This is a genomic window from Desulforamulus reducens MI-1 (genome assembly GCF_000016165.1).
GTDB lineage: Bacteria > Bacillota > Desulfotomaculia > Desulfotomaculales > Desulfotomaculaceae > Desulfotomaculum > Desulfotomaculum reducens.
This window is the reverse complement of sequence record NC_009253.1, coordinates 837,935-850,006: the sequence shown is the minus strand read 5'-3', so window position 1 is coordinate 850,006 and position 12,072 is coordinate 837,935. Positions and strand designations below refer to the sequence as shown.

The 12,072-nt window shown below is 38.0% G+C and carries 13 protein-coding genes; all 13 read right to left on the bottom strand.

Annotated features, from left to right (window positions below; translation table 11 throughout):
- The 13 genes from DRED_RS04235 to DRED_RS04180 all read right to left on the bottom strand — a co-directional run bounded on the left by DRED_RS04235 (position 1) and on the right by DRED_RS04180 (position 12,062).
- A complete protein-coding gene (locus DRED_RS04235; protein WP_041274437.1) occupies positions 1–957 on the bottom strand; it encodes a conjugal transfer protein in 957 nt (318 codons plus the stop codon).
- Between the two features lies 1 nt (position 958).
- Positions 959–2,185 (bottom strand): hypothetical protein, encoded by a 1,227-nt coding sequence (locus DRED_RS04230; RefSeq protein ID WP_011877164.1) that lies wholly within the window; start codon positions 2,183–2,185, stop codon positions 959–961.
- A 17-nt stretch (positions 2,186–2,202) separates the two neighbouring features.
- Positions 2,203–2,559 (bottom strand): hypothetical protein, encoded by a 357-nt coding sequence (locus DRED_RS04225; RefSeq protein ID WP_011877163.1) that lies wholly within the window; start codon positions 2,557–2,559, stop codon positions 2,203–2,205.
- An 18-nt stretch (positions 2,560–2,577) separates the two neighbouring features.
- Positions 2,578–2,982 carry a hypothetical protein gene (locus DRED_RS04220; protein ID WP_011877162.1) on the bottom strand — a complete coding sequence of 135 codons (405 nt, stop codon included), beginning with the start codon at positions 2,980–2,982 and terminating at the stop codon, positions 2,578–2,580.
- Between the two features lie 74 nt (positions 2,983–3,056).
- The gene (locus DRED_RS18580; protein ID WP_156779580.1) at positions 3,057–3,218 is read right to left on the bottom strand and encodes a hypothetical protein; all 162 of its coding nucleotides are present in this window, start codon (positions 3,216–3,218) and stop codon (positions 3,057–3,059) included.
- Between the two features lie 138 nt (positions 3,219–3,356).
- On the bottom strand, positions 3,357–3,542 hold the full coding sequence (locus DRED_RS04215) for a Spo0E family sporulation regulatory protein-aspartic acid phosphatase (protein ID WP_420794766.1): 186 nt from the start codon (positions 3,540–3,542) through the stop codon (positions 3,357–3,359).
- Positions 3,543–4,152: 610 nt separating this feature from the next.
- Positions 4,153–5,034: a tyrosine-type recombinase/integrase gene (locus DRED_RS04205; RefSeq protein WP_011877161.1), complete on the bottom strand. Its 882-nt coding sequence runs from the start codon at positions 5,032–5,034 to the stop codon at positions 4,153–4,155.
- Positions 5,035–5,340: 306 nt separating this feature from the next.
- A complete protein-coding gene (locus DRED_RS04200) occupies positions 5,341–6,498 on the bottom strand; it encodes a hypothetical protein (protein WP_011877160.1) in 1,158 nt (385 codons plus the stop codon).
- A 26-nt stretch (positions 6,499–6,524) separates the two neighbouring features.
- Positions 6,525–7,379: a serine/threonine protein kinase gene (locus DRED_RS04195; protein ID WP_011877159.1), complete on the bottom strand. Its 855-nt coding sequence runs from the start codon at positions 7,377–7,379 to the stop codon at positions 6,525–6,527.
- Positions 7,342–8,055 (bottom strand): hypothetical protein, encoded by a 714-nt coding sequence (locus tag DRED_RS04190; RefSeq protein WP_011877158.1) that lies wholly within the window; start codon positions 8,053–8,055, stop codon positions 7,342–7,344. Before DRED_RS04190 ends, DRED_RS04195 begins: the two co-directional genes overlap by 38 nt.
- Before the next feature lie 282 nt (positions 8,056–8,337).
- Positions 8,338–8,499, bottom strand: coding sequence for a hypothetical protein (locus tag DRED_RS18575; protein WP_156779579.1), 162 nt, complete (start codon positions 8,497–8,499; stop codon positions 8,338–8,340).
- A 756-nt stretch (positions 8,500–9,255) separates the two neighbouring features.
- The gene (locus DRED_RS04185; protein ID WP_083755131.1) at positions 9,256–10,659 is read right to left on the bottom strand and encodes an IS1380-like element ISDre4 family transposase; all 1,404 of its coding nucleotides are present in this window, start codon (positions 10,657–10,659) and stop codon (positions 9,256–9,258) included.
- Positions 10,660–10,919: 260 nt separating this feature from the next.
- Complete coding sequence (locus DRED_RS04180; protein ID WP_011877156.1) at positions 10,920–12,062, bottom strand: bifunctional chorismate mutase/prephenate dehydratase; 1,143 nt, start codon at positions 12,060–12,062, stop codon at positions 10,920–10,922.
- Positions 12,063–12,072 lie beyond the last annotated feature (10 nt).

Sequence of the window (12,072 nt, the reverse complement as noted above, 5' to 3'; positions counted from 1 at the left end):
TTACCAACTCCCTATGCGGCTTAATAACCACCGGTCTTTTTTCTCGGCTTCAATCACCATTGACATTTGTATTTCATCTAATCCCTCACTGGAAACCGTTACATAAACCACTGCTTTTGCCGTTTTTTCTCTTTGAGAAAAATTAGTTACTGCAACATTCTTTATTTTATACCCTCCCAGGTAGGTAACATTGGCACCAGGGACCACATAATTGGTCATGTCATTCCCTTCGCAATACATGGTTAATGCCTGCTGAATAAAGATTGTAAAATCCTTAGGTGCTTCTTCAGAATCGATATATTTGTCTGTAGCCACCCCTGCGGACTTTTGTATAGGGATGATAACCGGTAGTCCAATCACAAAGGCTTCATCTTTTAGAACTTTCACCGAAACCTCTGTATTCAAAACCTCTTCTTGCCATGTTGTAAGGGTTCTTTCATTGGTACTCTTATCCGGTTCGCTAATGGCCACTCGACGGGCTTCCGAGATGCCATAGGCTTTGCTTTCAGGAATTTTCACTAACTTAGAAACATGCAGTAAAACCTGTACACGGTAGTGATCTTCTTCCCCGGGTACCTGTTTAGATGAAAGAACATTTGCTGAAAGACATTTTTGCATACCGGCCGGTGGATCTACGTGCCCCTCATTCAGGTATACAGATAACCTTTTCATGTAGTCTTCTTTGTCCTCTCCGTCGAAGGTAGCCCACTCCACCGCCAGACCCCGAGCCAATTCAGAGGATATTCTAACTTTTTCTGCAGTTTCCGGGGTAAGGGCCTTTCCCCGAATATAATCCATGGCTTCAGTAGTTGATATTCTAGACTGAATACCCATAAAAAAACACCCTATTAGAAAGAACCATAGGATGCCGGAAGCCAGCCAACGATATAGCATTGCCTTTGTTTCTCTGCTTATGCGTGGAATTTCCAAGGACTTGTTTTTTTTTAAGTTGAACACATTACATGCCACCTTTAAGGGAAATATCCCTAATAAAATCAAGGGCAGAGTTAAATTCATTTACTGTCAGTGTTTTATCCACGGAGAAGTAGTAATCAATTAGCTTTCCTTTTTCATAGTTTAATACTTTGCGACCTGAGACCCAGCATTTATTCTTTAACAATACATCCATTCTTGAAGGGCTTACCCCTTTGACTTCCCATCTTTCATGCCTCTGTGTGCTCCCCAACCCACTTTTAACGGCTTCCATATCATTAACCAGGCTGTCTATGCGTTTATAAAAGGGTCCAGAAACATACAAAGTCTTTGTTTCCCGGTCGTATGTCAAGCTGCCGAAAAATATACCAGGAGTTTTCTCTAAATAACTACTTCCCCCGCCACCAACTTTATTCATATATTTTTCTATATTAGGTCGTATAGCCGGCACACTTTCAATATATCCCCCGTTACTACCAACCTTCCCCTTAAAGAAAGCTAAACCACCACTGGCCGAACCCAGTTGGTTTAGTGTGTCTAAATCTTTTTCGAGGTACCATTTCGTATCAATGTTAGCTTTCCACCATTTGTAAACATCGGTGTAAATATCGTTCTTTTCTTCATCTCCTTCTATGGTATGCAAAATATAGGGTAATTTTTGACTAGCTGATCGTTCTGTCTTAGATTCCTCCCCGTCACTATTGAACAGGGCATCTCGTATTGTGGCTAAGGCATTTACAAACTCAGTTATTTTTTCCCCTTGTCCCTCTTTTTTAAGCTCAATAGTAGATAGATATGTGGGACGGTTTGCTACGCCAAAACCAATCCAATCAAAGGGACCTTCAGCTGGACCAAATGCAGCTGATACCCCGGCTGCCCTATCGGCATCCGGATTATACGGTAAAACAGTTTCAGCTAAAAGGTTCTGCTCTCTTAGCCCTGTAGCAGTCTGGGTTACTCCGAATGCTTTGACTCCTGACCCAATACCTTGGCGAAGTTTTTGTTTGGCAGTATCAGTCATTGGAATAACATGATAGAATTTCTGAGTTTCCACCACCTGCCAACCGTTTTTGGTCATAACGCTACGACGGCCATATACGGTATATGTGTCACAGCTTTTATCATAGTTTAATATCTTACCAACTACTGCAGATTGAGTATCAATCATACCCATTGCTAACGTTTGTTTGGGAAACCATATCAGCAGGCAGATAACCCCAACCACCCAAACCCCAATGAGTTTTCTTTTCATTTTTACCTCCAACATTATTAAGATGTTTGAGAACCTTTCATTTTTAATAATGCTTTAATCCCACCTCCGATTTCTTTCATGATCTCTGGATCTATGACTACATAAAGAAATGCAGCTGCAATAACAGTAATAACCGCCGGTACAAGATGTCCTTTACCCACAAATTCAGTAATGATTTTGGCTGCAGCTAAAACAATTAGTAATTGAAAAAAACTTAGGACAGATTTTGCAGATGCTGTAATGTCTAAATCTGCAAATGCAACTTCAGGAGTTGAAAAAGAAGCAAGAAAACTTATTGCTACCATCGTTAGGATCGAAAGCAGTTGATGCCGTGTAAAAATGAAGCTCATTATATTTTTCTTAAACTTACTCATGTTAACCTAGCCCCCTATTTAAGGTTGTACGGTTTCGTTGTTATTCAGTTGATCAGTATTCGGTGCCTGGGGTTCCGGTGTTGATTTAACACCCGGATTTGGTTGTTGAGGTTGCACATCCTTGTTTATGTTGATTTTCAAAAATGCCTTAATACCATTACCCATTTGCCTTATTTCTCCCGGTTCATAGCTGGAGTATATAAATGTTGCCATGAGAAGTAAGCCGACTATATATAGCAGGCTCCGGCGGCTCCATATTTCTTTGATAAATCCAACTACGGATGCTATCAACACTATTAATTTAAATAAATTAAAGACATTCATGAGGCCACCATTAATATCCCACGCTGCTAGGGCTGGGCTGGTTGGGACTATTAATAGAGTCAATAAAGCTAGGGGTATTAGAAAATTCTTACTGGCCATGCTTGATATTTCTGCCTTCTCAAAAATGTTATTTTTAAATTTTTACACCCCCCTGAAATTACGATTTAAGACCTTCATCTTATTTCCGCCTGTACTATTAATCTACCAGGGCTGAAATCGTCATACTTTTGATCTTCAGTTAGTGGGAATAAAAGATATAATCTTGCACTATGCTTTGTTATCTTAGTGGTTTTGCATCTTGATTTTGATTTCTTTTCCCTCCTTTGGCGCCCCATAACTCTCCCTCCTTACATTGGAATAGGTTCTGTAAAATAAAAAACCCATCTTCAATAGACGGGTTGCAGATTATAGGTAATTAATTTATAAATATATTTTCCAGCATTCTGGTAGGGGGTATTTCTATGTCTCAGGCATTATCCAACTTCCGTTTTATTTAGAAACCTCATATCCCTTAATCTATAGTACTGAGTCAATACTCTGTCTAACCGTTCACTGGCAGCTATAACCTCAGGGTCTGTGAAATGCTTGTTTCTAGCTACACGTTTGAGTTCATATCGAAGAAATTCAATCTTACTCAACAACTTTTCAATCTCAAACAACACTCAACACTTCTTTCTAAAATCTATTAAAACTAGGTTATTACACCAACAAATTCTGGAAATTCGCCATGGTTTTTGATTATCCTTCATACAAATTACGACAAATATTGATAGTTGATGTTTTGCTTTTTTAACCTTGGAACTTAACCCTTCCTAAAATAGACTGGTTCAGATCTTGGTTGGAGTACGCACTTAAGGGAACTCACAATATTATCCTAAAAAGATAATATAATTGAGTTAAAATACCACTAATAAAGGAGGCGGATAATGTTGCCTTTACTAGCGCAAATATTTATAGGGTGGCCTTCAATCATTGGATCATTATTAATTTCTCTGATTGGGATACATAGCAACCGACCTCGTTATTTAGTTATTGGTTCTTTACTTAGCATAGGTTTTGCCTGGTATCTTACATGTTCACCCCTATTACTTCTTGACCTACTAGGGTATTTCTTACCTTTTTCACATCTTCTTGCACTCTTATCTTTGCGGATGAAAAAAAGTTGGGGTTACTATATAGTTGGCATACCTTACGTTATTGTTTTCTTAGCTTTTCTGTTAATCCCAATCATCTATGGCACATAATTTAGCAATTATGCATTTAATTTTCTTAAACCTCCCCCTTTTCTAGCGCCTTTAACATTGTTTTGCTATCTGGCTTAGTATATATGGCCGTGGTATTCAAATTAGCATGTCCTAGAATTTGGGCCACTGTTACAATATCTGCTCCAGTCCGAATCATATTTGTTGCCGCCGTGTGGCGCAAAACATGAGGGTGTAGATCAAGACCAGCAAATTTCCCTATATTCTTAATCACCTGTTCCACGTTCCTGGCTGTGATATTGCCAACATTCCGATTTGGAAAAAGCCAGTCGTTATCTGGGTACCTTTGGGTTCGCTCAGCCAGCCATTCTTTGATAGCCTTCCTCGCTTCCGGCGGTACCGGCACTTTCCGGTATTTTTTACCCTTTCCCAGTACGGCGACCGTTCCGTGACGTTCACCAATATCCAGATCACTCAGGCGAATGGAAACCACCTCACCCACCCGTAGACCACAACTCATCATAAGCCGGATCAAAGCAATATCCCTGGCCTTTCCATGTCGTTCAGCTTCTCTGAGAAGACGATTCTGTTCCACTCGCCCCAGTGCTTTAGGCGGAGTTTTTTGCTCCTTTATAATTTTGGGAAATGCTAACAATCTGCTGATATAACCTTTTCCATGCGCCCACCTTATATATTTCTCCATGGCAGCCATACGACGATTTATTGTAGCTGGCATCAGACCCTGAACACTTAGCATATATTCCTGATACTCCCTAAGATCGATACTGGTTATGTCCCACAGATGTGGCTCTTTACCGGTTGTATCGATGTACCATTTAGAAAAATACACTACATCTTTCTGGTAGGCTTCCACCGTACTCCGGGCGGTACCACCGGAGTAAATATCCTCTAAAAAATCACTTAAAATATTTCCCGAAGTATTTTTCATGTGTTAGACCCCCTATAAAAAGCAAAAAACCCGGCTAACCGGGCTTTTTTATTCGGGAAATGCTTATTTATTGAATATTTTTTACGAAATCTTGAAGTATGCTTATACGACAAAGATTGTTTAAAGTGGTCATTTCTTCCTACTTCTGGGCTACCTGTTTTTTATCTGTAAAATATCTTATTGGACAAAAAATTGCACTAACAAAACTCCGACACTAAATATTGTATATTTATTATATTCAGAAAGAACTAATTAAATATAACCCGCGGTAAACATTCCTATGAAGATATATCTTACTAAAAATCTTTATTTTCTTAGCATTCTAATATCCTCCGATCTATCGATTTCAAAAGCCTCAACCGCTCCAATAGTAGGATCAAAATATTTACTGAATGCTCTTTGGCCAGGTCTAAACCCATTTTCCTCTAAATATTCTAATCTGTGGCTAGCTGCATATAACATATCTTTAACAAACTGAATTCTATTTCCAGGTTCAACCTTATCTATTTCAAGCCATTGGCGTCTAAGTTCGTAAAGATAATGCCTAAAAGCAGAGGGCTCTTTCCAAGGAACTAACGCTGGATTCGGTGATTTTAATAGTTGTTTACAATAATCACAACTTGGACCAAAATGTTTAGATAATCCTCTTCTGTAGGCTAGGCTAAGCTGTTGAGGTCTAAACTCACTTAAAGTATTTGCATCATAATACCAGGTAGCTCTTGTTATATGGGTGTCTTCGTCTTGAATATCAAATATTTCCGGATTAAAGGACCTAACATTTCTAAAATTTCCACTTGCAATTCCAGAAATACCAGCAGCACTATAAATAAGTGATTGTTGGTTTGCATAACCAACAATTATTCGTTTACCAGCTAGACAAAGACTTAATAGGCCATCCAAAACATTGTATAAATAAGTTTCATCATTAACTAAAAATTTATCCCCTGGTGATCTTAATACAACGTAGACTCCATCAACTGGGAAAGAAACTAATTCATCAATAATACGATCAAACATCTCTGATTCACCAACAATATCAGATCCAATTGCAAGTGTAGAATACACTGGTAAACCTAAAGACAATTCGGAGGAATAATCTGCAAACGAAGCTTGCATTTCCAACCAAGATTCACTTAAAACATTTGAGTATCGACCAGGCAAGATAACTTCTTTAACCTTTAAAATATTAACCTGATAATCAATAACTTTTTTACAAAGCTCCTTCTGATCACTAATAGTAAATTCCGATGTTTCAAAACTAATTTCTTCCCAATACGGATACCCTAATAATTTTTCATGTGATGTCCTAGGTTCATAAAACTGGGGGTCGAACAAAACTGTCCCACCTAAATTTTTGATTTCAGCGGCATGTTTTTCAACTTGTTCTCTTGTGCAGGACCTAGGGGAAAGAATAACTCCCATATTATTATATTTTTTTATAAACTCCTTATTTAGACCCATCATCCCATGCCCCTGCTGTAAGAAAAATCTTAAGGACATAAGTCTTTTTCACATCCTTCTAAATTTTCTAACACCATTTTAGCAGAGATCGGACGTCTATGAATTACTTTTTTCAAACACTTGTCTATAACTTTAGAAAATTTATAATTTATTTCTAATATTGTCGGAGGATTGTACTTAATTGTTTTAATTAGAATCTCTTGTGGGGTTGCACACCCATCAATAAACGGATTCTTCCCTGTAATGCACTCATACATAACAACCCCCCAAGAAAATAAATCAGTTCTTGAACAAATTCTTCTTTTCTCGTTTTTTATTTGTTCAGGAGCTGCATAACCTGGGGTCATAGGCCCAAACATAGCCATATCATCAGTTAAGGATGATAAATTTAAATGTCTAGCTATCCCAAAATCTAATAGGACAATCCTACTTTTAGAAACAATTATATTTTCTGGCTTTACATCTCTATGAACTAAGCCTTTTTGGTCTACTACATCAAGCGCATGGAGTAACTCTTTACCAATAAGTATTATCTCTTTTAAACTAAGACTTTTTGCCTGAATTAATGCACGCAATGTGTTACCATCAATATACTCTTCCATGATAAAAATTACTTCTTCATTTTCAATATTAATATCCCCAAAGCCATGAAGCTTAGCAAAACAAGCTCCTTTTAGCTCAGAAGCAATATACAATTCTCTTAATGTTCGCTGCCTTGTTGTTGGGGAACCTGGTTTTATTAGTTTAAGAACAATTAGCCCATGTTCTGGATGCTTAGCAGAATAAACTAATTTCTGACCCCCAGGCCCAATTTCTTGTAAATCAACTAACTCTGGAAATAACACTTTAATTTGAGAAATATCCGGTTTGAATTCCTTTATCATTAGTTATCTCTCCCGTTATAAATAACTCATTAATAATCCATAAAAACGGGGAATTCTTAATACCAGTCTCTGCAGATCTTACATTTATGCACAAATTATTTTCTTTAAGATCAAATAAAGTAAGACCTACCCCTCGTCTCCTACATTCGGTCGACACCTCATTTAATAAGCTCTGTTTGTACTCCGGTAGCAGTACATATGAATCGCCTGTAAACCACAAATGCCTCTCTGCTTGTTCAATAGCGTCTTTCCATTTGAAAAGCTTTGCTTCATATGTACAGAGTCTCTTAATTACTAAATTTTCTCTAATAGGCTTAGCCCGAATACAGTCATCCCTGTGTAATATTAGACCATGAAGATTTAAGATTTGAATAACATTTTTAATTTGGCTATGTGAGCAATTTAGGAATTTTTGTAAATTGCTAATTTTAACCCATCTTCTATATGTTAAAAAAGCCATAACGTAGGCACATTCTTTAGTAAATAAATTTTTACTAATTGGAATTCTACGACGCCTATCATTAAGTTTATCTTGATCATATTCAATGACAACAACGTCTGGCCTACCATAACTAGTTTTAACTTCCCTCAAAACGTAAAAGTTGTCTGAATGGTGGGAATTCATTAACATGCCTACAAACGATGTAACAAAGTGTTCTTCTGAAGTCCAATTCATATAATGAAATCTCCCTATTTACATTTTATTACATTTAAGTTTATAATTACCTTTGGAAAAGGTCAATTCTTATTAATTATAACTTTATGATAATTTTCTACATTTTCCTTTTTAAACCTTTTAAAGATAAAATACTTATTATAAAATAAGCCCTTACTGATATTAACCAACAATCGTTCTTACCCTCCTTTATTATGCAATGCTGACAAGAAACACGGTAGTAAAACCTTCAATGCCTTGATTTAACTGGGACATAGCGATTTTAGAAGGCGAGATATCTGATCATGCCACTGTCATCTTACTTTGCACCTTCAGAATGCTTGTCCAACTACTGGCTGCATCGTAAAACTCTTGGGTGTGTCGTGTCCTTCCTAATTCCAAAGCTAATTCTTCCATCCGTTTACGACCAAGTTTAATTAAAACATCTAGATAATTCTTATTCATAAGTTCACCTCTCTGGATAATTCCTTTCTCCATTTATGAAGACAATATTGGCATAGGCAATAATCTACCTTCTTAGATTTAAATATCTGTGTGGAGTCACCTTTGCAAACTGGACACTGGCCTCTTACAATCAGTGATCCGGTAATGGGTAAGGAGAGTTGCCTAGATATTCTCATTTTCACTGCACCCTCCTAAATAAAGCACTTTTATAAAAATAAAATCCCGGGCAATAACCCGGGAAAGATTTCAAATATATTATTCTTTAAGGCCTTATTAACTAACGGACGGAAAGACAAAACGCTTGCTTACCACCGTCATTTCTTCCACAGATAACAATTCTTTTCATCTGTCCCCCTCCTCTTTTAGGCAACTATTCTCCTAGGTAAATTAATATGCCTTATGAGGAGGAATTTTTCCAATTAGTTTATTGAAAAGTGAATTAAACTATTGGTTTTAGATTTGTAATTGTTTATGCACTACCAACCGAGCAAGAGTTGGTGCGGTATATGGTTTTACATAGATTTCTTAATTAAGCAATTTTCAAAGTTGTAATAGCAATTATGATCTTCACCTGAATCCGTGAGTAACCCATTTAGTAACCATATCCCTCAGTATTTATGGGAAATTTTGTATTGCCGTCTTGCGATACAACAATTCAATAATTCAATAATTCACTTAAACGTATTAGGGCTAAATTTGGCAACAACAAACTAATCACTTCTTTTAGTGCAAAGTTTTATCGTTCTGTGGATATTTCTATCTTGCTAAACACACAGAGTAAGCTTGTTTAAATGTTTCAAACCAGGGACTGTGCTTTCCAAATCGTAATTTCTTCTTTCTTGCATGTGAAACTAACCGTGATGCCAACGTGATTAAGTTCTGAATCACCGTCCTAATCCTACGGCGTTCTGCCTGCTTTCGCAAGGGCACATGCTGCATTCTAGTTGTTGATTGTCCTATCATGCGCAACAGATTGTAGGCCACTACTCCAAAATGTAGTATTAGGTTGTTAGTGTCAAATTTGCCAGAGGGCAGTCTTTCTAAATCCAGGTCTGTCTTAAGTTCGCTGTGAAACTGCTCACTGGTGCCATGTTCGTGGTATAGTCTTTCGATTACATGTGGAGGGTCTGGCAATGAGGTCCAATAGGTTTCTGCCTCCACCTGGGGTACGAGAAATATCTGGCCATCTTTACCAAAGGTTCTTTCGGTAATTTTGTAAACTACCCTGATTTCTCTTTTTAGCTCCTTTTTGTATTTCATCATGGAACCATAGTAGACTTTTTTACCTTCACGTTCCTGGCAGTAAATATCTTTATTGTTCTTTGCCAATAGTAGCCACCCTTCAGGGGTTTCTTTGCGAAGGTTTCGCTTAATAATGAAATCAGCCTTAGTATCATCATTTAAGCAAATTTCAATATTACTAGCGCTGTCATTGCCTGAGTCCATCCTTAAAAGCAAAGGCAACTGGGTAATTTTTCGGGCATAGCGAATGCTTTCAGCAACGAATTCTGAGGTGTTCTTTTGGCAATGTTCACTCCCTTGGCGTAGCTCAGTATTTACGCAATAACCTTCCTTTGCTAGATATGCAAAGATGGGAGCGTAACCATCGGTGCCTTTGTAGGTGCGGGAGACCCCTTCTTTTTTGGTGTTGGAGTTATCAAAGGGAGACACATCAATATCTAGTGGAAGATAAGCTCTATTTTCTTGACCCAGGTACACTGGGGTTAGAGGTGCATTTGTTTTTTTGATTAGCCCCGCAGATTCTTCCAACAGGATATTATTCCATTGCTTATCTTTAGCAACCATATCTAATCGTTGGCGAAGGGTTGGGCTTGACGGTGTCTCTTTGATGTTTAACGAGATTGCAAAGAAATTATCTTCTCGAAAGGGTTCAATGTGGTCAAAATCACTCTTGCCTTGGCATAACAAGCCAATGTAGGCAATACCAACACTTCCATTAGAAATATGGGGTTTCTTTTGTTCAGCAGACATTGTATTGTTCAGTCGGGTTTTTATCTTGGTATTAGCCAGTAAAGCTCCTATAAGAGCTAAGCCCGAATGGGTGGTTAGCTCTTCGTCACCTTGTTCAATTTCAAAGATAGTGAGCCTATCATCGTCTCTGTTTTTGGTTTTGATTTTCTTGTTTCTTATCTTTTTTATGTTGCACCCCTGAGGTGAAGATTAGAAATATCGATTAGATGTATATTTCTACATATTCCTTCATTTCCCTATAAATTATGGGGTGAGACAGAAAATTACTTTACGGATTCAGGTATTACAAAAACATATATGAACAACATGCCTCTACATTAACAGCTAAAAAACCGGCACTTTGAGCCGGATTTTTTCTGTGTAATTCCAAATCTTTATAAAATAAGAATGACCCCTATCTTTATAGAACTCGCCCCTGTAGTCCATTCCTAAAAAACTTCACTGTAACTGCCCAAGAACATAAACTTTTCCAGACTGCGATCCAACTCGCTAAGCAAATTACCTGTTTCAGGTGAATAGATGGACGCTTCAAAATCGAAGTAAAATAGGAATTCAAAGTCCTTGCCGGGCATAGGGCGACTTTCCAGCTTGGTCAGGTTGAAACCCAGTGCTGAAAATTTAGCAAGTAAGGTGTAAAGGGAGCCCGGTTTGTGTGGAAGGGCGAGCATCAGACTAATTTTGTTGGCTCCGGGATAAATCTTCATATTCTTTGATATACAGATAAATCTGGTATAGTTATTGTCTCTGTTTTGAATTTGGTCTGATAAAACATCAAGGTTATACAACTTAGCACAGGCTTCAGAGGAGATAGCAGCCAGATCGGTGCGATCTGAATCGGCCACATACTTTGCAGCGGCTGCGGTGTTGCTAAACAAGGTCACCTTAATGTGGGGATGAGACTTTAAAAACTCACTGCATTGTCGAATGGCCTGTTCATGTGAAACGATTTCATGAATATCACCTAAAGTAACGCCTTTCTTGGCCTGCACTGTATGATTAATTCTCAGTCTGATACTGCGTACAATGTAAAATTTATATTTTTCCATCAGATCATAAACAGGGATTACCGTACCTGCCAAACTATTTTCAACGGGTAAAATCCCGTATTCACACAGACCTTTTTCAACTGCCTGGAAAACACCTTCAAAGTCGCTGAAAAACAATAGCTTCGGTAGTGAAAAAAGTTTATCGCCTGCTTGTTGGGAGTAAGAACCCTCTGTTCCCTGGCAAGCAACATTGGCTTTACTAGGAAATGGTTGGGTCAGCTCACAGGTGGCTGCTTGAATGTCCTGGACAAGCCGGGAGTTGTGGGGGATAAACTGATTTTGATAGGCTCTACTCAGGTCTAACAGGGTGTTAAACAGCCTGTTAGAATAAGCTTCCATTTCTGTTCCAGCAAGCTCCGCAACGCGGTTTAAGACCTCCCTTTCCCTCCCTCTATCGAAAACAGGCAGTTCATTTTGAATTTTATACTTGACAATTTGCGCTGATGCGTTCATCCGTTTTAAAAACAACTTAAGCAACTGTCCATCGATTTGATTAATTTCTTTTCTTAGGTCCTTTATATCCATTCCTTTTTCT